Genomic DNA, 22107 nt, shown 5'->3' on the forward strand with positions numbered 1-22107 from the left:
GAGCAAGCTCGCTCCCACAGTTAGTTTTGTGGTGAACAACGTGAGGACACCGTTTTGCGCTCTACCGAAGTCGTGATCATTGGCGCTGGCGCCGCAGGGTTGATGTGTGCACTGACCGCCGCCGGGCGTGGGCGTCAGGTGTTGCTGCTCGATCATGCGAACAAGGCCGGCAAGAAAATCCTGATGTCCGGTGGTGGCCGCTGCAATTTCACCAACATGTACACCGAACCGGGCAATTTCCTCTCGGGTAACCCGCATTTCTGCAAATCGGCACTGGCGCGCTACACCCAGTGGGATTTCATCGGCATGGTCGCCAAGCACGGCGTGCCGTATCACGAGAAGAAACTCGGTCAGCTGTTCTGCGATAACAAATCCAGCGACATCCTCGGCATGCTGCTCGACGAGTGCGATCAGGTCGGCGTCGAGCTGCACCTGGACACCTCGATCCAGACCATCGAGAAAGTCGAAAGCGGTTACCTGCTCGACACCACCCTCGGCCAGCTCCAGTGCCAGTCGCTGGTGATCGCCACTGGCGGCCTGTCGATCCCGACGCTGGGCGCCACCGGTTTCGGTTATCAGGTCGCCAAGCAGTTTGGCCATGAACTGCTGCCGACTCGCGCCGGACTCGTGCCATTCACCATCACCGATCAGCTCAAGGAATTGTGCACCGAGCTGTCCGGGACCTCGGTGGATTGTCTGGTCAGCTGCAACGACCAGAGCTTTCGCGAGAATATTCTGTTCACTCACCGTGGCCTCAGCGGCCCGGCGATTCTGCAGATCTCGTCGTTCTGGGAGCCGGGCGACACCGTGGAGATCAACCTGCTGCCGGATCACGACACCGCGGCATGGCTGCAACAGCAAGTGGCCGAACGCCCGAACAGTGAACTGAAAACCCTGCTCGGCGAGATCTTCACCAAGAAGATGGCCAACCTGCTGGCGGACAACTGGTTCGTTTCCAAACCGATGAAGCAATACACCCACGCCGAACTGGCGCAGATCGCCGACAAGCTCGGCAGCTGGAAAGTCGTCCCGGCCGGCACCGAAGGCTATCGCACCGCCGAGGTCACGCTGGGTGGCGTCGATACCCGCGAAGTGTCGTCCAAGACCATGGAGTCGCTGAAAAGCCCGGGGCTGTATTTTGTCGGCGAAGTGCTCGACGTCACCGGGCATCTGGGCGGTTTCAACTTCCAGTGGGCCTGGGCCTCGGGTTACGCGGCCGCGCAGTACGTCTGATCCAACACAAATCAAAAACTGTGGGAGCGGGCTTGCTCGCGAATGCGCTGGATCAGTCGACATACATGTTGAATGACACACCGCTTTCGGGAGCAAGCCCCCTCCCACAGTTGTTATGCGTGATGCAGTAAGGAACACTTTTTGCTGTCAGATGTGATCGGCGCCATTGCGTCGGCGTCATTACTGGCTCAATTTAGCGGCATCGCCTCGGAAGGCCTTCGCACTTCATGTCCTCGACCTCGTTTCGTCAGTCTTTGCGGCGCCTGTGGGCGCTGGATAAATTCAGCTACAGCGTGCGGGTGTTCATCGCCCTGACCGGCAGCATGGCGCTGTGTTGGTATCAGGATGAAATGGGCCTGCTGATCCCATTGTTCCTCGGGATCATCGCCAGCGCCCTGGCCGAGACCGACGACAGTTGGCAGGGCCGTCTCAACGCACTGGCAGTGACACTGGTGTGTTTCAGTATCGCCGCGCTGTCGGTGGAACTGCTCTTCCCCTACCCCATCGTGTTCGCCATCGCCCTGGCCTTGGCCAGCTTCGGCCTGACCATGCTCGGCGCACTCGGCGAGCGTTATGGCGCGATTGCCTCGGCGACCTTGATTCTGTCGGTCTACACCATGATCGGCGTGGATCAGCGCGGCGGCGCGGTCACCGATTTCTGGCACGAACCGATGCTGCTGGTGGCCGGTGCCGCGTGGTACGGCCTGCTCTCGGTGCTGTGGCAGGCGATGTTTTCCAACCAGCCGGTGCAGCAGAGTCTGGCGCGGCTGTTCCGTGAACTGGGTTTCTACCTGAAGCTGAAAGCCTCGCTGTTCGAGCCGATCCGCCAACTGGACGTCGAAGGCCGACGGCTGGAACTGGCGCAGCAAAACGGTCGCGTGGTCGCCGCGCTGAACAGTGCCAAGGAAATCATTCTGCACCGGGTCGGCAACGGTCGCCCGGGGTCGAAAGTCAGCCGCTATCTGAAGCTGTATTTCCTCGCCCAGGACATCCACGAACGCGCCAGCTCTTCGCACTATCCGTACAACGCGCTGGCCGATGCGTTCTTCCACAGCGACGTGCTGTTCCGCTGCCAGCGTTTGTTGCGCCAGCAGGGCAAGGCCTGCCGCGCGCTGGCCGAATCGATCCAGATGCGCCAGCCGTTCGTCTACGACGCCAGTTTTGCCGAAGCACTGACTGACCTCGATGCCTCCCTTGAACACCTGCGCATCCAGAGCAATCCGGCGTGGCGCGGCCTCCTGCGCTCGCTGCGTGCCCTGGCCGCCAACCTCGGCACCCTCGACCGTTTGCTCAGCGACGCGAGCAACCCGGATGCCTTGGCGGACGCCACCGACAGCAGCCTGCTCGACCGCTCACCGCGCAACCTCAAGGACGTGTGGATTCGCTTGCGCACCCAGCTGACGCCGACCTCGTTGCTGTTCCGCCATGCCCTGCGCTTGCCGCTGGCACTGAGTATCGGCTACGGCATGGTGCATCTGATTCACCCGTCGCAGGGTTACTGGATCATCCTCACCACGCTGTTCGTCTGCCAGCCGAACTACGGCGCGACCCGGCGCAAGCTCGGTCAGCGGATTCTCGGCACCGCCATCGGCCTGACCGTGGCGTGGGCGCTGTTCGATCTGTTCCCCAGCCCGCTGGTGCAGTCGTGCTTCGCGATCGCCGCCGGGGTGGTGTTCTTTACCAACCGCACCACGCGCTACACCCTGGCGACCGCCGCCATCACCATCATGGTGCTGTTCTGCTTCAACCAGATCGGCGATGGCTACGGGCTGTTCCTGCCGCGCCTGTTCGATACCCTGCTCGGCAGTCTGATCGCCGGCCTGACGGTGTTCCTGTTCCTGCCGGACTGGCAGGGCCGACGCCTGAACAAGGTGCTGGCCAACACCCTGACCTGCAACAGCATCTACCTGCGCCAGATCATGCAGCAATACGCTGCCGGCAAGAGCGACGACCTCGCCTATCGCCTGGCCCGCCGCAACGCGCATAACGCCGATGCGGCGCTGTCGACAACGCTGGCGAACATGCTCATGGAGCCGGGGCATTTCCGTAAGGAAGCGGACGTCGGTTTCCGTTTTCTGGTGCTGTCGCACACCCTGCTCAGCTACCTCTCCGGGTTGGGCGCGCATCGCGAAACGCAGCTACCGGCAGACGTGCGTGAACAACTGATCGACGGCGCCGGAGTGAAACTGGCCGCGAGCATCGACGACATTGCCCAGGGCCTGGCGAACAAGCAACCGGTGGCGATTCAGAGTGACGAAGAAGAAGCGCTGGCCAATGAGCTGGAGCAGATGCCGGACGAGATCGATGAAGGACAGCGACTGGTGCAGACGCAACTGGCGTTGATCTGCCGGCAGCTGGGGCCGTTGCGGACGTTGGCGGCGCATTTGATCAAAGACACCAGTGAGGTCAGCGGCGGCTGATCAGACGCCATCGCGAGCAGGCTCACTCCTACAAGGGAACGCATTTCAAACTGTAGGAGTGAGCCTGCTCGCGATAGGGCCATCAGCCACTTAACAAATTCTGGATCAGCTCTCACATCCCATGCTGGCGCAGCAACTTGTCATAACTGCCATCTGCCTTCATCGCCGCAATCGCCTTGTCAAACCCGGCCACAATCTGCTCATGCTGCGGATTCTTCAGGCTTACCAGAATATGCAGGCTGTTCTCGCTCAGCGGCTTGGGCAGAAACTCCACGGCGTTGCGCACTTTGGCTGATTCGCGGGCCAGGTAATAGCGCGCGACGTACTCATCCTCCAGGGTCAGCTTGACCCGATCCGCCGCCAGCATGCGCACGGCCATGGCGAAGTTATGCACAGGGACTTTCTCCAGTGCGGTATCGGCATCGAAGGCCTGCGAGTAGGCATAACCGCGCACCACCGCCACCGGGTAGGTGTGCAGTTGTTCCAGGCTGCCGTACTCCAGCGGCGTGTCCTTGCGCTTGAGAAAGCGGATGCGGTTGAGCAGGTATTCGCCAGAGAACTGGCCGATTTTGGTCCGTTCGTCGTTGTACCAGGCGTTGACCAGCACGTCGTATCGTCCTTCGCCCACCCCCAGCAGTGCCCGCGCCCACGGCACCTGCTCGTAGTCGCTGGCATAACCGGCCCGCGCCAGCGCGGTGCTGACGATGTCGGTGGCCAGACCACCGTTGACCAGCGTGTCGTCGGTAAAGGGCGGCCAGATATCAAACACCAGTCGCAACTTCTCCGCTGAGGCGGTTTGGGCCAGCAAGAGCAATCCGATCAAAGCAAAGGCTCGATGCAGTCGCGGCATGCTTGAAAATCCTTAGCGGGCGGGCTGCCCAGCGTGTTTTCAGTCAAAACCCCAAGGCCCCTTACCGGCGAAACCCAGGCCCTAACAGTAGCTCATTGAAGCCAGTGCACAGCGCTTTCCAGCAGATTACACAAAGCAGCCGCCACCGCGAGAAAGGAATGATGGCATTTTGACCTTTGTCACAGACTGTTCCGCCATACAGACATCCAGAGCCTGTGACCTTACTATCGGGCGACGGTGTTCAAGGAGTCGGAAGATGACAATCGAGTGGATCTGCAAGCATCACAGTGATCTGGGCAAAGAAGAGTTGTACGCACTGCTGAAGCTACGCTCGGAAGTGTTCGTGGTCGAACAGAAATGCGCCTACCCGGACCTCGACGGCCATGATCTGGGCGGCGACACCCATCACCTCATGGGTTGGGAAGGTGATCAGTTGATGGCCTATCTGCGCCTGCTTGATCCCGAGTCCCAGAGCGGTGACGTGGTGATTGGCCGCGTGATCATCGCGCCGCAGGGCCGCGGCAAAGGGCTGGGGCATGTGATGATGGAACACGCGCTGAAACAGGCCGGGAAGCATTGGCCGCATGTGCCGATCTATCTATCGGCGCAGGCGCATTTGCAGGGGTATTACGGCAGGTACGGGTTTGTGGTGGCGGGTGAGGAGTATCTGGAGGATGACATTCCGCACATAGGCATGCGTCGTCCTTGAGGGCCCCTTCGCGAGCAAGCCCGCTCCCACATTTGATTGCATTCCATCTGAAGGAACTCGATCGACTGTGGGAGCGGGCTTGCCCGCGAAGGCGTCAGCTCAAACACTGCAAAACTCAGGGATACTCCAGCACAGCCTTGATCTGCCGCAGATTACGCTCGATCCACCCGCGATCAATCGCCCCCCACTCGCGAATCCGATAGCGCCCGGCATGGTTGCGCGCGCCCTCTTCCTGCTCGAATTCACAGACGATGTCCAGATCCGCCAGCGCGGCGATCGTGTCCTGCGCCGTGCGCCGGGGCATGCCGGTCACTTCGGTCAGCGCCGGGACGCTTGGGGCCAGGCCGCTGTCGATCAGGTAGGCCACGTACAGGCGCCGGTAAAAACTGCTTTTGGTCTTGCTGACGTCCATGCATGGGCTCCGTTAATTAAAAGATCAAAAGATCGCAGCCTTCGGCAGCTCCTACAAATCGCGCCACGTCAGGTATACCCGCAGATCGAACTCGATCTGGTGATACCCCGGCAGCATGTGTTCGCACAATTTATAGAAGGCCTTGTTGTGATCCGACTCCTTGAAGTGCGCCAGTTCATGCACGACGATCATCTTCAGGAACTCGGGGGCCGCCTCCTTGAACAACGAGGCGATGCGAATCTCTTTCTTGGCCTTGAGCTTGCCGCCCTGCACCCTTGAGACCGTGGTGTGCAGGCCCAGCGCGCGGTGCGTCAGGTCGAGGCGGTTGTCGAACAGCACCTTGTCGATGGCCGGCGCGTTGCGCAGGTATTCCTGCTTCAGGTCCAGCGCGTAGCTGTACAGCGCCTTGTCGCTCTGCACATCGTGACGCCCCGGATAGCGTTGGCTCAGGTAGTCACCCAGACGCTGTTCGGCGATCAGTTGGCGCACCTGATCCTGCAATTGCGCGGGATAGGCCTGGAGGTATTTCAACGCAGTCATGGGCACGGCAATACGGTTCGAAAAGAGCGCCAGTGTAACGAATTCAAACCGGCAGCGCGCCCCAGTCAAAGGGCTCGGCGAAGCTGGCGGCGTCTTCGGAGGTCAGCGGACGCGCCACCAGGAAACCCTGCACGTATTCGCAGCCATGCGCTTGCAGCCATTGATACTGTTCGATGGTTTCCACGCCTTCGGCGATCACCAGCAAGCCGTACTGTTTACACAGATTGATCACGTTGCTGACCAGCGCCGCGTCGCGCGTCGAATCCGGCAGCCGCGCAATCAGGTGTCGATCAAGCTTGAGCGTATCCAGCTCCAGATCACGCAGATGCGCCAGCGAACACGGCCCTGAACCGAAATCATCCAGCGCCACCCGCACCCCGAGATTGCGCAGCAGGCGCAGCTGTTTGCGGGTCTCGTCGGGGTTGTGCATCAGCGCGTCTTCGGTGATTTCCACCTCCAGTTGCCGTGGCTCCAGCGCGTGCCGCTCAAGCACCTGACGCAATTCGGTGACCAGGTTCGGCAGACCGAACTGGGTGTTGCTCAAACTCACACCGAGCACCAGGTCTTCGGCAAACAGGGTTTCCCAGGCTTTGCGCTGGCCGGCGCCGCGATGATAGATCCAACTGCCGAGCCGACTGATCAGCCGTGCCTCTTCCAGCAACGGCAGGAACAGCCCCGGCGGCACATCGCCGACGCTCGGATGCTGCCAGCGCAGCAACGCCTCGAAACCGCGGATCTGCCCGCTGTCGATCGCGACCTGTGGCTGATACACCAGATTGAAATCGCGGTTCTCGATGGCGTTGCGCACGCTTTCCTCGAGCATCAGCCGCGAGCGGGCGCGACCGTTCATTTCGTGATCATAAAAACGATACTGCTGACGCCCGGCGCGCTTCGCCTCATACATGGCGATGTCCGAGGCGCGCAGCAAGCCGTCGAGGTTCGAGCCGCAGTCCGGGTAAGTGGCGATGCCGATACTCGCGCCGAGGGCGATGTCCAGCCCTTCGATCTGCTGACAGATCGACACCCGCTCGATGAGTTTCTCGGCAATCTTCGCCGCTTGCTCGGGGAACTCCAGATCGAGCAACGCCGTGAACTCGTCACCGCCCATGCGCGCGAGAATATCGAACGGCCTTAAGCACGCCTTCAACTGCTCGGAGACCCAGCGCAGCACCCGGTCGCCGGCATCGTGGCCAAGGGAATCGTTGACCCGTTTAAAGCCATCGAGATCCAGATACAGCAGCACCCAACTGCTGTCGCTGCGTTCACCGCGCAGCAGCAGGTTTTCCACTGTCTGATAAAAGCCCCGGCGATTGAGCAGACCGGTCAACGGATCGGTGACCGCCTGAAATTCCAGCTGCTGATGCAGGTGACGCACCACTGACATGTCCAGCACCGTCACCACCATCGCCCGCTGCTCGGCGGGCAACGGCGCACAGGACAACGCCACCGGCACCTGTTGCCCCGGCGCCGTCCGCAACAACGCATCATGCAGACGCAAAGTCTCACCGCGTTTATAACCGGCCAACAATTCGGAATTGGCCCACAGCGGGATGTGCGGTTTCTGCAGGAAATCGAGAAACTCCTTGCCCTCCAGCTCCTTCACCGGCGCATTCAGCAGCCGCGAAATCGCCGGGTTAGCGAAGCGGATCAAACCGTCCTCGCCGAGCACCAGAATGCCTTCCGCCGCGTTATCCAGCACCGAGGCATTGAAGGCCCGCGCGACCTCCAGATCATGACTCAGACGCTGCAAGGCGCGGCGGTTGCGCTGGTGTTCGAGCAATGCCTGGACTTTGGGCTTGAGGATCTGCGGATCGAACGGTTTGAACAGGTAATCCACCGCGCCACTGGCGTAGCCCTTGATCACCGCGTCCTGGGACTGTTCGTTGGCGGTAAGGAAAATGATCGGCGTGAGACGTGTGCGCTGGCTGCCGCGCATCAGCCGCGCGACTTCAAAACCGTCCATTCCTGGCATCTGCACGTCCAGCAGCACCAGATCGACGTCGTGTTCGAGCAGCAGATTGAGTGCCTCGAAGCCGGAGGCGGCGGTCATGACGTGCCAATCCTGACGCTGCAGCAACGCGCGCATGCTGATCAGGTTTTCAGGGTAATCATCAACGATCAAAAGGACAGAGCTGCCTTCACCTGGCTGGGGTTGCGCGCATTCCATGCTGCTTCTCTTGTCGGGACATCTCTTGTCGGACTATCGGCCGGTTCTTGGGAAAACCGTACAGTTACTGAGCCATCACTCTAGTCGCGGATCTGTGAAAGCAGAAGCTGTCACGCCGCCATCATTTAGCCAAAGCGGCGACTTACCGACTAACGGTCACCCCTGCAGCCCCCGAAAACCGGCACAGATGGCATTTCGACAGGATGTTGACGCCAATCATCTGCCAAACGGGCGTTAACAAAAAACTCCTCTACGCTTATAACTGCCGCCCGAAAAGGCGCGGGCTAGAGCTTCTGGCACTCGCGTTCAGGATGAATTGAGTGGAAGAACCGACATGATCGATCTCGCAACCTGGAACCTCAGCGTTCCCGTCGGCAGTCCGCCGTACACCGTCGAAACCTCCAAACTGGTGAATGGCTTCAAGGATCAGTACTTCCATTCCGACACCGGCACCCTGTTTTTCTGGTCACCGGTGACCGGGTCAAAAACCGAAAACGCCATCTACCCGCGCACCGAACTGCGCGAAACCTTCAGCAACGGCACCCTGCGCAACTGGTATTACCCGGACGCCGACAACACCTTGCGCGCAACCCTCGCGGTGAACAAGGTGCCCAGCTCGGGCAAGATCGTCATCGGCCAGATCCACGCGTATGAAAGCCAGAAGCCAATGGTCAAACTCGAATACCAGTACAAGACCAAGACCGAAACCGGCAACCTCGTCATCAAAGTGCGCATGCACCCCGATGACGACGAAAGCCGTGTCATCACCCTCGCCACCGGGATCAAGCTGGATCGCGAATTCAACTATCTGATCCACCTCAGCCCCGGCGGTGCACTGGGTGTGAGTGCGGCGGGTTACCAGTGGGATTCACAAATCAGCGCGACGTGGCGCAACAAGCCGCTTTACTTCAAGGCTGGGGTGTATGTGCAGGACAACACCGGGTATACCAGTGAGGGTGGGCAGGTGACGTTTACCAAGCTGGATATTGATCACGACAAATAGTACTAACATCGCTCAACCATCGGACAATGCAAAGATCAATAAACCGGCAGACTCCAAGAGTCTGCCGTATTACTTAAGGCCAGTATCAAAAACTAACGCCTGAACGTAAACGTCCCCTTAGCTGACAACTTTCCTTCAACGAGGTCGAACTCGCCTACAGGATACGGGCTTACCTGTGTCAATCTCAACGTACCGCTTGCATACTTATCATTTTCAATGCCATCAAATTCTAAATGCGCTCTCACGGGCTCATCTTTTCCATCTAACGTGTACTTGCCGACCCCAAGATCTTCTTTAAAATTAAGGCCCATATAATAACGATGCCCACCTAGCATCCTTTCCTTCGGATTAATATTAAATAACCCACCCCCATGGGATAGATGGCCTCCACCCTCAAATTTTTCCTCATCATAATCTTCATGCTTGTATGTAACTTCCATGAATTCAGGAATTTGACTATTGATGCTTTTATTGGTGCTCATATTTTTCATCCAGAAAGTAAGTAAAACAGAAGAATAATCAGCTACCAGCGCCAGCGCGCTTGTAATATCTGACAGGTGTTTATATCCGTTCGCATTTGGCAGCTGGCTTTGAACTACAGAAAACAAGCGAAGCCCTAACTTTCCATAGTACCGACATCAACTATACGAGTGCTGGCGACTCAAACAGATCCGCCCCGTTTCCTGAGCTTACCAAGCTCGATATTAATCACGACAAATAGAACTTACAGCGCTCAACTATCGGACAATGCAAAGCTTAATAAACCAGCAGAGCGCCGGTGCAGCCTTAACCAGTATCAACTAAGGCTACTTCTTGTACTCAAATTCACCTGCTGCTGAAAAGACGCCTTCTTCAAAGATATCAAAGGTGCCTTTTGGGTAATCCCCACTTCTTGACAAATTAAACTTGCCGCTAGCCTGCTGATCACCTTTTATATCATCAATCTCCAAATGCGCGCTAACGGGTGTATCTTTTCCACCCAGTTCATAATTCTTGTGAACATCAAGGCCTGCCTTAAAGGACAATGACAAATAATACTTGTGACCTTCAAACTCTCGATACTTTGGAAGAAGCTGAAAAGACTTTTCCCCCTTATATAAAAATCCATAATCTTTAAATTCCTTCGGATGCTCACCATACTCTTCATGCTTGTAGGTGATTTTCATATAACCAAATAATGATTCGTCAACGCCAGCGTCACCTTTTATTTCTTTTTCGTTTTTCATTTCTATCTTTCCGAGGGACAAGTGAAACCCGATAGTAGGCGGCTTCATATTTCGGCACACCTGTAATATCTGACAGGTACTTATATTCCTTTGAAATAACAAATCTGCCTTTAACATAGAAATCACTGGACAACTCGGACGTGCGACTTACCAATCACTCACCCATAAAAAACCCGCCTCTCGGCGGGTTTTTTATCAGCGCAGCTCAACGTTCAGGCTTAGTTCACCTTGGCGTTCAACTCACCCTTCAGATAACGCTGGAACATCGCTTCCAGCGAGATCGGCTTGATCTTCGAAGCGTTACCGGCAGTACCGAACGCTTCATAACGTGCGATACACACATCACGCATTGCCGTCACAGTCGCGCCGAAGAATTTACGTGGGTCGAACTCGCTCGGGTTGGTGGCCATCAGGCGACGCATGGCGCCGGTGGATGCCAGTCGCAGGTCGGTGTCGATGTTGACCTTGCGTACGCCGTACTTGATGCCTTCGACGATTTCTTCAACCGGTACGCCGTAGGTTTCTTTAATGTCGCCGCCGTACTGGTTGATGATCGCCAGCCACTCTTGCGGAACCGAGGAAGAACCGTGCATCACCAAGTGGGTGTTCGGGATGCGCTTGTGGATTTCCTTGATGCGGTCGATCGCCAGCACGTCGCCAGTAGGTGGCTTGGTGAACTTGTAGGCGCCGTGGCTGGTGCCGATAGCGATGGCCAGGGCGTCAACCTGGGTCTTCTTGACGAAGTCAGCGGCTTCTTCCGGGTCGGTCAGCATCTGGCTGTGATCCAGAACGCCTTCAGCGCCGATGCCGTCTTCTTCACCGGCCATGCCGGTTTCCAGCGAACCCAGGCAGCCCAGCTCGCCTTCTACCGAAACGCCGCAGGCGTGAGCCATGGCAACAGTTTGTTGGGTAACGCGGACGTTGTATTCGTAGTCGGTCGGAGTCTTGCCGTCTTCGCCCAGGGAGCCGTCCATCATCACCGAGCTGAAGCCCAGTTGGATCGAGCGCTGGCAGACATCAGGGCTGGTGCCGTGGTCCTGGTGCATGCACACCGGGATGTGCGGGAATTCTTCGATCGCGGCCAGGATCAGGTGACGCAGGAATGGCGCGCCGGCGTATTTGCGAGCGCCGGCCGAAGCCTGGACGATCACCGGGGAGTCAGTCTTGTCAGCGGCTTCCATGATGGCGCGCATCTGCTCAAGGTTGTTGACGTTGAAGGCTGGAACGCCGTAGCCGAACTCGGCTGCGTGGTCCAGCATCTGGCGCATGCTGATAAGTGCCATTGTGTGTGTCTCTCCCGGTTGAGGGTCGTTAATCGTGCCAGCCTGCCGGAGCGGCGGCGGCTATTCAAGTGATTGCAGATCGGGGGTCGAAGCCCGGTCTGGTGATTCGGTGTTACCAAAATCTTGTGAACAACAGAGAACCCCTGTGGGAGCGGGCTTGCTCGCGAATGCGGTTTAACATTCACCATTACCGCAAGCTGATCCACCGCTTTCGCGAGCAAGCCCGCTCCCACCTTGGGATCTGTGTGAATCAATTCAATCGTCTTACTCGGCCTTGCAGCCGCGGCCGATCAGGTCATTGGTGGTTACCCAGTACACCAGGCCTTCGTCACCCTTGACGTGAAACGCCAGCATGCCGTCGCTGTACAACACGCCCGAGGCGCCCGGCTCTTCTTTCAGGCGATAGACCTGATCACCGCCGCCCAGTCGAACATCGACTTCCTTCTGGCTGGCATCGGCGTAACGCCACAGCACTTTGGCCTGGCTGTCGCAGGTCCATGTCGTCCAGTTGTCATCAGGGGCGGACGACTGAAACAGATTCATCTGCGCGCAACCGCCCAACAATGCCAACGCCGCAATGGCGATCAAGCCTTTCATCCGTGTTCCTCGACTGACAGCCAACGCCGCCAGCCCTGAGTTAAAGAGTCAGACCGGTCAAGGACAACCATGTTCCTTGGCCGGGGTTTGCGTCTCGTATTTGTCCAGACCGTCCGGCCCCGAGCGCTTGTTCAGCACCGGGTTGGTTTCGGCCTGCCAGTCGGCCTGATAGCAGCCTTTCTGTGCCGCATCCGGCGCAGGTGTCGCCTCGGCCTTCGGGTTACTCCCGCAGGCCGCCAGCGTACCGGTCAGCAACAACAGCGCTAACGACTTGACCATCTGAACACTCCTTTGCCTGGCCAAACGGGCGGCCTCAGGCCTTGGCCCGACTTTCCAGGACTTCAACGGCTGGCAGCACCTTGCCTTCGACGAATTCGAGGAACGCGCCACCACCGGTGGAAATGTAGGAGATTTGCTCGGCCACGCCATATTTATCGATGGCCGCCAGGGTGTCGCCACCGCCGGCGATGGAGAACGCGGCGCTGTCGGCGATGGCTTGGGCCAGCACTTTGGTGCCGTTGCCGAACTGGTCGAATTCGAACACGCCGACCGGGCCGTTCCACAGAATGGTTTTCGACGATTTCAGCAGTTCGGCGAAGTTGGCCGCGGTTTGCGGGCCGATGTCCAGAATCATGTCGTCAGCGGCAACGTCAGCGATCAGCTTGACGGTGGCTTCGGCGCTTTCAGCGAATTCCTTGGCAACCACCACGTCCACCGGCAGCGGCACACTGACCTTGGCGGCGATGGCACGCGCGGTGTCCAGCAGGTCCGGCTCGTACAGCGACTTGCCGACCGGGTGACCGGCGGCAGCCAGGAAAGTGTTGGCGATGCCGCCACCGACGATCAGCTGATCGCAGATCTGGCTCAGGCTGTTGAGTACGTCGAGTTTGGTCGACACCTTGGAGCCGGCAACGATCGCAGCCATTGGCTTGGCCGGTGCGCCCAGCGCCTTGCCCAGTGCGTCCAGCTCAGCGGCCAGCAACGGGCCGGCAGCGGCGACTTTGGCGAACTTGGCCACGCCGTGGGTCGAACCCTCTGCGCGGTGCGCGGTGCCGAAGGCGTCCATCACGAACACGTCGCACAGGGCGGCGTATTGCTGGGCCAGCTCGTCAGCGTTCTTTTTCTCGCCCTTGTTGAAGCGCACGTTTTCGAACAGCACGATGTCGCCGGCCTTGACGTCAACGCCGCCCAGGTAATCGGCCACCAGCGGCACGTCGCGGCCCAGGGCCTTGCTCAGGTAGTCAGCGACTGGCTTGAGGCTGTTCTCGGCGGAGAACTCGCCTTCGGTCGGACGGCCCAGATGGGAGCACACCATCACCGCCGCGCCTTTTTCCAGGGCCAGCTTGATGGTCGGCAGCGAAGCCAGGATACGCGCATCGCTGGTGACAACACCGTCCTTGACTGGGACGTTGAGGTCTTCGCGAATCAATACGCGCTTACCTTGCAGATCGAGGTCGGACATCTTCAACACGGTCATGGGTCGCACTTCCTGAGTAGCTGTTCTTAGAGAGCAGGTTTTTTTGAAATCGCTGTTTGCAGATAGTGATCTGCAACGTCCAGCATTCGGTTGGCAAAACCCCATTCGTTGTCGAACCAGGCCAGGATGTTCACCAGTTTGGGGCCGGAAACACGGGTCTGACTGGCATCGACGATGGCCGAATGTGGGTCATGGTTGAAATCACAACTGGCGTGCGGCAACTCGGTGTAGGCCAGCAGCCCCTTGAGCGGGCCGTTGGTGGCGGCTTCGCGCAGGATCCGGTTGACCTCGTTGGCATCGGTCGCGGTGGCGGTCTGCATCGTGATGTCGAGGCAGGACACGTTGACCGTCGGCACGCGTACGGCTTTGGCCTGAATTCGCCCGGCAAGTTCCGGCAGCAGGCGCTCGATGCCACGCGCCAGACCAGTGGACACCGGGATCACCGACTGGAACGCCGAACGGGTGCGGCGCAGGTCTTCGTGGTGATAGGCGTCGATCACCGGTTGGTCGTTCATCGCCGAGTGAATCGTGGTGATCGACACGTAATCCAGGCCGATCGCCTTGTCCAGCAGACGCAACAGCGGCACGCCGCAGTTGGTGGTACAGGAGGCGTTGGACACCAGCAGTTCATCGCCGGTCAGGCAATCCTGATTGACGCCGAAGACGATGGTGGCGTCGACATCCGCCTCGCTGGCCATCGGTTGCGAGAACAGCACGCGTGGCGCGCCGGCATTGAGGAAACGCTGGCCGTCTTCACGGGTGTGGTAAGCGCCGGAGCACTCCAGAACCAGGTCGACGCCCAGCGCCGCCCAGTCAATGCCTTCGGGGGTGGCACTGCGCAGGACCTTCACGCAGTCGCCATTAATATGCAGACAATCGCCTTCTACTCGCACTTCGCCGGGAAAGCGGCCGTGGGTGGAGTCGAAGCGTGTCAGGTATTCGATGCTGGCCATGTCCGCCAGATCGTTGATCGCGACAATTTCAAACCCGGCCTTCTCGCCACGCTCAAACAACGCACGCAAGACGCAACGACCAATCCGGCCGTAGCCGTTGAGTGCAACTTTGTAGGGACGCGGTTGAGGCATGGGGTTCTCGATTACCGTTTGATTCCGTTATTGCAGTGGTGTCCGAACCACCGATTTCGCGAGCAAGCCCGCTCCCACATTGGATCAGGGTTGCGAACACTGTATGTGTCACACAACAAATCCCCCTGTGGGAGCGGGCTTGCTCGCGAAGGCGTCAGTCCAGACGACGCAACTTCTGGATCAGTCTTCCAGCAGCTCTTCAGCCTGACCCAGGATGTTTTCCAGGGTGAAGCCGAACTCTTCGAACAGTGCCGAAGCCGGAGCCGATTCGCCGTAGGTGGTCATGCCGATCACGCGACCTTCCAGACCCACGTACTTGAACCAGAAGTCGGCGTGAGCCGCTTCGATCGCGATACGTGCGCTGACCTGCAACGGCAGAACCGATTGCTTGTAGCCGGCGTCCTGCGCATCGAACACGCTGGTGCACGGCATGGAAACCACGCGCACCTTGCGGCCTTGCTCGGTCAGTTTTTCGTAGGCCTGAACGGCCAGACCGACTTCCGAACCGGTGGAAATCAGGATCAGCTCAGGCTCGCCTGCGCAGTCCTTCAACACGTAGCCACCGCGGCTGATGTCGGCGATCTGGCCGGCATCGCGTTCCTGGTGCTGCAGGTTCTGACGCGAGAAGATCAGCGCCGATGGGCCGTCCTTACGCTCCAGCGCATTTTTCCAGGCCACCGCCGATTCAACGGCATCGGCTGGACGCCAGGTGTCGAGGTTCGGCGTGGTCCGCAGGCTGGTCAGTTGCTCGATCGGCTGGTGCGTCGGGCCGTCTTCGCCCAGACCGATGGAGTCGTGGGTGTAGACGTGGATCACACGCTTCTTCATCAGCGCCGACATGCGTACCGCGTTGCGCGCATATTCCATGAACATCAGGAAGGTCGCGCCGTAAGGCACCAGGCCGCCGTGCAGGGACACGCCGTTCATGATCGCGGTCATGCCGAATTCGCGCACGCCGTAGTACATGTAGTTGCCGCTGGCGTCTTCAGCGCTGACGCCTTTGCAACCTTTCCACAGGGTCAGGTTGGAACCGGCCAGGTCAGCCGAACCGCCGAGCAGTTCCGGCAGCAGCGGGCCGAAGGCGTTCAGGGTGTTCTGGCTGGCTTTACGGCTGGCGATGGTTTCGCCTTTGGCCGCCACTTCAGCAATGTAGGCCGAGGCTTTTTCCGCGAAGTCAGCCGGCAGTTCGCCGCTCAGACGACGGATCAGCTCGTTGGCTTCGGTCGGGAACGCCGCGGAGTAGGCAGCGAAACGCTGATCCCACTCGGCTTCGGCAGCGCGACCTTTTTCCTTGGCATCCCACTCGGCATAAATGTCTGCAGGGATTTCGAACGGGCCGTAGTTCCAGTTCAGCGCCTGACGGGTCAGAGCGATTTCCGCGTCACCCAGTGGGGCGCCGTGGCAGTCTTCCTTGCCCTGCTTGTTCGGCGAACCGAAACCGATGGTGGTCTTGCAGCAGATCAGGGTCGGCAGCGGGCTCTTGCGCGCGGTTTCGATGGCGGTCTTGATCTCTTCCGGATCGTGACCGTCGACGTTGCGGATCACCTGCCAATTGTAGGATTCGAAACGCTTCGGGGTGTCATCGGTGAACCAGCCTTCGACTTCACCGTCGATGGAGATGCCGTTGTCATCGTAGAAGGCGATCAGCTTGCCCAGGCCCAGCGTACCGGCCAGGGAAGCGACTTCGTGGGAAATGCCTTCCATCATGCAGCCATCACCGAGGAACACGTAGGTGTGGTGATCAACGATGTTGTGGCCAGGACGGTTGAACTGCGCACCCAGAACCTTTTCAGCCAGGGCGAAGCCGACGGCGTTGGCCAGACCCTGACCCAGCGGGCCGGTGGTGGTCTCGACGCCCGGGGTGTAACCGAATTCCGGGTGACCCGGGGTGCGGCTGTGCAGTTGACGGAACTGCTTGAGGTCGTCGATCGACAGGTCGTAACCGGTCAGGTGCAGCAGCGAGTAGATCAACATCGAGCCGTGGCCGTTGGACAGCACGAAGCGGTCACGGTCGGCGAACGACGGGTTGCTCGGGTTGTGCTTGAGGTAGTCGCGCCAAAGTACTTCGGCGATATCTGCCATACCCATAGGGGCACCGGGATGGCCGCTGTTGGCTTTTTGCACGGCATCCATGCTGAGGGCACGAATGGCGTTGGCACGCTCACGACGGCTAGGCATCGCTGATCTCCTGGGTGTGAATAGATTGAAACGGAAAAAAGGAGGGCATTTTCCCTCACCGGAGCGCCTCGGGGCAATGACAGATAGTCATCCGAGGGCGTTTTTCCCGTGCTCGACGGCGGTTTCGTCTGGTGAAACCTTTCCGCTGTTCGTTTGTAGAGTTAACCAGCCAGTGAGAAGTGCCATCTATCGAGCAATATCAAAACTTTTTGATATTGCCCTTGCAGCGATTTCCCACCGTCACTAGACTGCTGCCCCATGAACTTACGCGTGCCTTCCATTCGCCATGACGATTGCGACGAGCTGGCGGCCCTGTGCAAGGCCGGTGGCGATCCGCTGCGTCTGAATGTATTGCGCGCGCTGGCCAACGACTCGTTCGGCGTACTGGAGCTGGCGCAGATTTTCGGCATCGGTCAGTCCGGCATGAGCCACCACCTAAAAGTGCTGGCCCAGGCCGATCTGGTGGCGACACGCCGTGAAGGTAACGCGATTTTCTATCGCCGCGCCCTGCCCCACACCGAATTGCTGGGCGGCAAGTTGCATGCCGCATTGTTAGAAGAAGTCGACAATCTGGCGCTGCCGGACGACGTGCAGGCACGCATCGCCCAGGTCCACGGACAACGCGAAGCCGCCAGTCAGGACTTCTTCACCCGGGTTGCGGAGAAATTCCGCGCCCAGCAAGACTTGATCGCAGGCCTGCCGCAGTACCGTGACAGTGTGCTGGCCCTGCTCGACAAACTGAACTTCAATGGTGCTGCCACGGCCATTGAAGTCGGCCCCGGCGATGGTGCTTTCCTGCCGGAACTGGCCCGCCGCTTCGGCACCGTAACCGCGCTGGACAACAGCCCGGCGATGCTCGAACTGGCGCGTCAGGTATGTGAACGTGAACGGCTGGCTAACGTCAGCCTGCAATTGGCCGATGCATTGAATGGCACCAGCCTTCAGGCCGATTGCGTGGTACTGAACATGGTGTTGCACCATTTCGCCGCGCCGGCCGAAGCGCTCAAGCACATGGCCGGCCTGCTGCAACCGGGCGGTAGCCTGCTCGTGACAGAGTTATGTAGCCACAACCAGAGTTGGGCCAGGGAGGCCTGCGGTGATCTGTGGTTGGGGTTTGAACAGGACGATTTGGCCCGTTGGGCCACCGCTGCGGGACTCGTTCCCGGGGACAGCCTCTATGTAGGCTTACGTAATGGTTTCCAGATCCAGGTTCGCCACTTTCAGCGACCGGCTGGCGACACTCACCATCGGTAAATTCAGGAAAACATCGAGATGAGCGAATACTCCCTCTTCACCTCCGAGTCCGTGTCTGAAGGACATCCAGACAAAATCGCCGACCAGATTTCCGATGCGGTGCTGGACGCCATTATCGCCCAGGACAAACACGCACGCGTTGCCGTGGAAACCCTGGTCAAAACTGGCGTTGCCATCGTGGCCGGTGAAGTGACCACCAGCGCCTGGGTTGACCTGGAGCAGATCGTTCGTGACGTGATCTGCGACATCGGCTACACCAGTTCCGAAGTCGGCTTCGACGGCGCGACCTGCGGCGTGATGAACATCATCGGCAAGCAGTCCCCTGACATCAACCAGGGTGTTGACCGTGCCAAGCCTGAAGATCAGGGCGCCGGCGACCAGGGCCTGATGTTCGGCTACGCCAGCAACGAAACCGACGTGCTGATGCCAGCGCCGATCACCTTCTCGCACCAGCTGGTGCAGCGCCAGGCCGAAGCCCGCAAATCGGGTCTGCTGCCGTGGCTGCGTCCGGACGCCAAGTCGCAAGTGACGTGCCGTTACGAAGGCGGCAAGGTGGTCGGTATCGACGCCGTTGTTCTGTCGACCCAGCACAACCCTGAAGTGTCGTACAAAGACCTGCGCGAAGGCGTGATGGAGCTGATCGTCAAGCACGTGCTGCCTGCCGAACTGCTGAGCAAAGACACCCAGTTCCACATCAACCCGACCGGCCAGTTCATCATTGGCGGCCCGGTAGGTGACTGCGGTCTGACCGGTCGCAAGATCATCGTCGACAGCTACGGCGGCATGGCCCGTCACGGCGGTGGCGCGTTCTCCGGTAAAGATCCATCGAAGGTTGACCGTTCGGCTGCCTACGCTGGCCGTTATGTTGCCAAGAACATCGTCGCTGCCGGCCTGGCCGAGCGTTGCGAGATCCAGGTGTCCTACGCCATCGGTGTCGCTCAGCCGACTTCGATTTCGCTGAACACCTTCGGTACCGGCAAGATCAGCGATGACAAGATCATCAAACTGGTGCGTGAAGTATTCGACCTGCGTCCATACGCGATCACCACCATGCTCGACCTGCTGCACCCGATGTACCAGGAAACTGCAGCCTACGGCCACTTCGGTCGTGCTCCGCAGACCAAGACTGTTGGCGAAGACACCTTCTCCACCTTCACCTGGGAAAAAACCGACCGCGCCGACGCTCTGCGTTCCGCTGCTGGTCTGTAAGCCCTCCCCGGCTGCAAAAAAAGCCCCGCACGGTTCACGCCGTGCGGGGCTTTTTCATGCCTGAAATACCCTTCCAACATCAATAAAGAACCCTGTGGGAGCGGGCTTGCCCGCGAAGAGGCCGGCCCATGCGCCCCCTGTATGGGCACGGAAACACGATGCAAAACACCCACCCGGTGCCTCTCTGAATCCTCGCCTAGCCTTAAAGCATTCCCCCTGAGCAAGGACGCTCAAAATGCTTGCCACGCTGCGCCTGTTTTCAGTTCTTTTGCTGAGTTTCACCCCTCTGATCGCCCATGCAGCCTGCCCCGACTGGCCATTCGGCAAAGCGCAAGTTGAAATCTCCGCCCTGCAAAAACAGATCGACCAATGGGACGACGCCTACCACCGCGAAGGCCGCTCGCTGATTGCCGACGAACTCTACGATCAATCGCGCCTGCGGCTCATCGAATGGCGCCAGTGCTTCCAGCAGCCCGCAGCGCCCGAACCGTTGCGCAGCGCGTCTGGCTCCGTCGCGCATCCAATCGCCCACACCGGTCTGGACAAGGTTCACCAAGCGGCTGCCGTTCAAGCATGGTTAAAGGATCGGCAGGATGTCTGGGCACAACCCAAGGTCGATGGTGTAGCGGTCACGCTGATTTACCGCCGCGGCCTGTTGCAGCAAGCGATCAGTCGCGGCGACGGGATCAGCGGTCAGGACTGGACAGCGTCGGCGCAAAAGATCGCTGCCATTCCGCAACAACTGACCCAACCGCTGGACCTGCTGGTGCAGGGCGAGCTCTATCGGCGCCTGAATCAGCATGTGCAAGCCAGCGCCGGCAGCGTCAACGCCCGCGCCACGGTTGCAGGGCTGATGAGCCGTAAAACCTTGAGCGCAGAACAGGCGTCCGGGATCGGTCTGTTCGTCTGGGACTGGCCGCAGGGGCCGGCGAATCTGCCCGAAAGAATATCGACGCTAGCGACGCTGGGCTTCGCCACGACAGCGCCATTCAGTCAGGTCATCGCCAACCTTGCCGACGCGCAAAAATGGCGCGAGCACTGGTATCGATCGCCCCTGCCGTTCGCTACTGACGGCATCGTCCTGCGCCAGAGCCAGCGCCCACCGGCTGAGCGCTGGCAGGCGAGCGCGCCCTACTGGGCTATCGCCTGGAAATACCCGTTTGCCCGAGCGCTGGCCGAAGTGCGCAAAGTGAATTTCAAAGTCGGCCGCAGCGGACGCATCACGCCGGTACTGGAGTTGTCGCCGGTGATGCTCGATGACCGCGAGATCAGACGCGTCAGTGCCGGGTCACTCAAGCGCTGGCAGGCGCTGGATATCCGCCCCGGCGATCAAGTGGCAATCAGCCTGGCCGGGTTGACGATTCCACGACTCGACAGTGTGGTGTTGCGCACCACCGAACGAGCCGCCCTCGATATTCCCGACACGCGCGATTTCCACGCCTTGAGCTGCTGGCAACCGACACCCGGTTGTGAGAGCCAGTTTCTCGCGCGCCTGACCTGGCTCAGTGGCAAGCAGGGGCTGGCGCTGCAGAATGTCGGGCGCGGCACCTGGGAGAAACTTCTGGAAACAGGCCGCCTGAACAACCTGCTGGATTGGTTGACCCTCGACGAGCCAGAGCTTGCTAACATTGCCGGCTTCGGCGAACGCAGCAGCACACGTCTGATCAACAGTTTTCACAGCGCCCGCCAACGGCCGTTCACGCAGTGGCTCAAAGCATTGGGTTTACCGCCGACGGGGCAGGCACAACTGGCCGACTCGTGGCAGGCGCTGGCACAACGCGACACCGAACAATGGCAGGCAGAAGCCGGAATCGGCCCGGGCCGCGCGGCGCAATTGAGCGCATTCTTCCGCGACCCGCAGGTGCTGGCCTTGAGTGACACATTACGCGCCGCCGGAATCGACGGTTTCTGATCACGCAATCCCCGGCAGCCGGGAACCCAAGGGCCGTCAGACGCTCAAACAGCGCAGTGCCCCCGACCCGACTGCCTTTGCACATGGAGCTTTTATGAAATTTCTTGCACCCCTTGCCTTGCTGACTCTCTGTGGTGTTCTGGCCGCGCCTGTGATGGCTGACGAAGATGCACCGGGCCTGACCGGTTGCGCCGCGAAGAAGCAGGGCATCATCAATCAGCTCGAGCAGGCGAAATCCCGGGGCAACACCGATCAGCAGGCCGGTCTGCAAACCGCGCTGGATGAAGTGACGAAGAACTGCACCGATGCCGGCCTGAAGAAAGAACGCGAAAACAAGGTGCTGGAAGCCAAGCACGAAGTGAGCAAGCGTCAGGCGGATCTCGACAAGGCGATGAAGAAAGGCGATCCGGAGAAAATCAACAAGCGCAAGGACAAGCTCGCCGAGTCGCGCAAGGAACTGCAGGATGCGCTGGACCAGATCGACAAGTAACCGTTAATGCGGGGAATTTGATGCCCTCTTCGCGAGCAAGCCCGCTCCCACATTTGATTTGT

General features: G+C 59.4%; 20 protein-coding genes. 8 read left to right on the forward strand and 12 right to left on the reverse strand.

Going from position 1 to position 22107, the window contains the following annotated elements:
• The first annotated feature begins 54 nt into the window (after positions 1-54).
• Complete coding sequence (locus ACOYXI_RS17140) at positions 55-1233, forward strand: BaiN/RdsA family NAD(P)/FAD-dependent oxidoreductase (RefSeq protein WP_098966012.1); 1179 nt, start codon at positions 55-57, stop codon at positions 1231-1233.
• Between the two features lie 227 nt (positions 1234-1460).
• Entirely contained in the window at positions 1461-3653 is a 2193-nt protein-coding gene (gene yccS / locus ACOYXI_RS17145) for a YccS family putative transporter (protein WP_183784879.1), read from the forward strand.
• Between the two features lie 112 nt (positions 3654-3765).
• Here yccS and ACOYXI_RS17150 read toward each other — a convergent pair whose 3' ends face one another.
• The gene (locus tag ACOYXI_RS17150; protein ID WP_027610632.1) at positions 3766-4503 is read right to left on the reverse strand and encodes a substrate-binding periplasmic protein; all 738 of its coding nucleotides are present in this window, start codon (positions 4501-4503) and stop codon (positions 3766-3768) included.
• Between the two features lie 256 nt (positions 4504-4759).
• Between ACOYXI_RS17150 and ACOYXI_RS17155 the strand changes: the two genes are divergently transcribed.
• Positions 4760-5212, forward strand: coding sequence for a GNAT family N-acetyltransferase (locus ACOYXI_RS17155; protein ID WP_461675086.1), 453 nt, complete (start codon positions 4760-4762; stop codon positions 5210-5212).
• A 115-nt stretch (positions 5213-5327) separates the two neighbouring features.
• On the opposite strand, the gene ACOYXI_RS17160 is transcribed toward ACOYXI_RS17155, so the two are convergent.
• From ACOYXI_RS17160 to ACOYXI_RS17170, 3 genes are read right to left on the reverse strand one after another with little or no spacing between them, the layout of a single operon-like run.
• Positions 5328-5624 (reverse strand): winged helix-turn-helix domain-containing protein, encoded by a 297-nt coding sequence (locus ACOYXI_RS17160; RefSeq protein WP_003229005.1) that lies wholly within the window; start codon positions 5622-5624, stop codon positions 5328-5330.
• A gap of 51 nt (positions 5625-5675) precedes the next feature.
• Positions 5676-6164, reverse strand: a complete 489-nt coding sequence (locus ACOYXI_RS17165; protein ID WP_098966017.1) for a M48 metallopeptidase family protein — start codon at positions 6162-6164, stop codon at positions 5676-5678.
• A gap of 43 nt (positions 6165-6207) precedes the next feature.
• Positions 6208-8331: a putative bifunctional diguanylate cyclase/phosphodiesterase gene (locus ACOYXI_RS17170; RefSeq protein ID WP_461675087.1), complete on the reverse strand. Its 2124-nt coding sequence runs from the start codon at positions 8329-8331 to the stop codon at positions 6208-6210.
• 334 nt (positions 8332-8665) lie between these two features.
• On the opposite strand from ACOYXI_RS17170, the gene ACOYXI_RS17175 reads away from it, so the two are divergent.
• Positions 8666-9334 (forward strand): polysaccharide lyase family 7 protein, encoded by a 669-nt coding sequence (locus ACOYXI_RS17175; RefSeq protein WP_096795728.1) that lies wholly within the window; start codon positions 8666-8668, stop codon positions 9332-9334.
• A 92-nt stretch (positions 9335-9426) separates the two neighbouring features.
• Here the strand turns inward: ACOYXI_RS17175 and ACOYXI_RS17180 are convergent, their stop codons facing one another.
• From ACOYXI_RS17180 to tkt, 8 genes are all read right to left on the reverse strand, one after another.
• Complete coding sequence (locus ACOYXI_RS17180) at positions 9427-9942, reverse strand: hypothetical protein (protein ID WP_461675088.1); 516 nt, start codon at positions 9940-9942, stop codon at positions 9427-9429.
• 198 nt (positions 9943-10140) lie between these two features.
• Complete coding sequence (locus ACOYXI_RS17185) at positions 10141-10560, reverse strand: hypothetical protein (RefSeq protein WP_134787526.1); 420 nt, start codon at positions 10558-10560, stop codon at positions 10141-10143.
• Between the two features lie 218 nt (positions 10561-10778).
• The gene (gene fba / locus ACOYXI_RS17190; protein WP_003229012.1) at positions 10779-11843 is read right to left on the reverse strand and encodes a class II fructose-bisphosphate aldolase; all 1065 of its coding nucleotides are present in this window, start codon (positions 11841-11843) and stop codon (positions 10779-10781) included.
• A gap of 264 nt (positions 11844-12107) precedes the next feature.
• Complete coding sequence (locus ACOYXI_RS17195; protein WP_461675089.1) at positions 12108-12440, reverse strand: MliC family protein; 333 nt, start codon at positions 12438-12440, stop codon at positions 12108-12110.
• Positions 12441-12497: 57 nt separating this feature from the next.
• Complete coding sequence (locus tag ACOYXI_RS17200) at positions 12498-12719, reverse strand: hypothetical protein (protein ID WP_007961876.1); 222 nt, start codon at positions 12717-12719, stop codon at positions 12498-12500.
• 34 nt (positions 12720-12753) lie between these two features.
• On the reverse strand, positions 12754-13917 hold the full coding sequence (locus ACOYXI_RS17205; RefSeq protein WP_027610625.1) for a phosphoglycerate kinase: 1164 nt from the start codon (positions 13915-13917) through the stop codon (positions 12754-12756).
• A 26-nt stretch (positions 13918-13943) separates the two neighbouring features.
• Positions 13944-15002: an erythrose-4-phosphate dehydrogenase gene (gene epd, locus ACOYXI_RS17210; RefSeq protein WP_135296740.1), complete on the reverse strand. Its 1059-nt coding sequence runs from the start codon at positions 15000-15002 to the stop codon at positions 13944-13946.
• Between the two features lie 180 nt (positions 15003-15182).
• A complete protein-coding gene (gene tkt, locus ACOYXI_RS17215) occupies positions 15183-17180 on the reverse strand; it encodes a transketolase (RefSeq protein WP_210556448.1) in 1998 nt (665 codons plus the stop codon).
• 258 nt (positions 17181-17438) lie between these two features.
• On the opposite strand from tkt, the gene ACOYXI_RS17220 reads away from it, so the two are divergent.
• From ACOYXI_RS17220 to ACOYXI_RS17235, 4 genes are all read left to right on the forward strand, one after another.
• Positions 17439-18434: an ArsR/SmtB family transcription factor gene (locus ACOYXI_RS17220; RefSeq protein ID WP_027610622.1), complete on the forward strand. Its 996-nt coding sequence runs from the start codon at positions 17439-17441 to the stop codon at positions 18432-18434.
• Positions 18435-18452: 18 nt separating this feature from the next.
• Positions 18453-19643: a methionine adenosyltransferase gene (gene metK, locus ACOYXI_RS17225; protein WP_027610621.1), complete on the forward strand. Its 1191-nt coding sequence runs from the start codon at positions 18453-18455 to the stop codon at positions 19641-19643.
• 235 nt (positions 19644-19878) lie between these two features.
• Positions 19879-21555 carry an NAD-dependent DNA ligase LigB gene (gene ligB / locus ACOYXI_RS17230; RefSeq protein WP_461675090.1) on the forward strand — a complete coding sequence of 559 codons (1677 nt, stop codon included), beginning with the start codon at positions 19879-19881 and terminating at the stop codon, positions 21553-21555.
• Positions 21556-21649: 94 nt separating this feature from the next.
• Complete coding sequence (locus ACOYXI_RS17235) at positions 21650-22045, forward strand: DUF1090 domain-containing protein (RefSeq protein ID WP_007961884.1); 396 nt, start codon at positions 21650-21652, stop codon at positions 22043-22045.
• Positions 22046-22107 lie beyond the last annotated feature (62 nt).

The sequence above is a fragment of the Pseudomonas sp. G3-19 genome (assembly GCF_054855875.1).